At 39.6% G+C, this 490-nt stretch carries 1 protein-coding gene; it reads left to right on the top strand.

Annotated features, from left to right (window positions below; translation table 11 throughout):
• Positions 1 to 490, top strand: a 490-nt coding sequence (locus JKP73_RS22045; protein WP_267903279.1) for a type I restriction endonuclease, incomplete at both ends; no start/stop codon positions are given.

Genomic DNA, 490 nt, shown 5'->3' on the forward strand with positions numbered 1-490 from the left:
GCAACTATTAACGGACAAAGAATTTAAGCAAGTCAAAGTCGAGTTTTCACGTTTGACCGGAACGCCTTTTTTAGCTTCTCAATGGCTTAGAGGAGAAAACGGGGTGGCTCAAGTTTTATTAGAGCGAGAAAATGGGAAAAAAGTGACTTTAGAAGCCTTTAGAAATAAGGATATCTCAGGAGGAACTTCTTCTTATGAGGTGGTTCACCAAGTGGTCCCAGATTCCTCTAGAGTAGATCGTGGAGATGTGAGCTTGCTGATTAATGGGCTCCCAATCATTCATATTGAGCTCAAAAAAGAGTCCGCTAAAGACGGTTTTATGCAAGCTTATTATCAAATTCAGCGTTATGCAGAAGATGGATTTTTTAAAGGGATTTACGCAACCACTCAAATCATGGTGATTTCCAATAAAGTTGATACCCGATACTTTGCAAGACCTAGTGAAGATACCGCTGAAGCCTATGCTCGGATGAAGAAGTTTTTATTTAAT

The sequence above is a fragment of the Virgibacillus salexigens genome (assembly GCF_014905415.1).
GTDB classification, from domain to species: Bacteria; Bacillota; Bacilli; order Bacillales; family Amphibacillaceae; genus Virgibacillus; species Virgibacillus salexigens.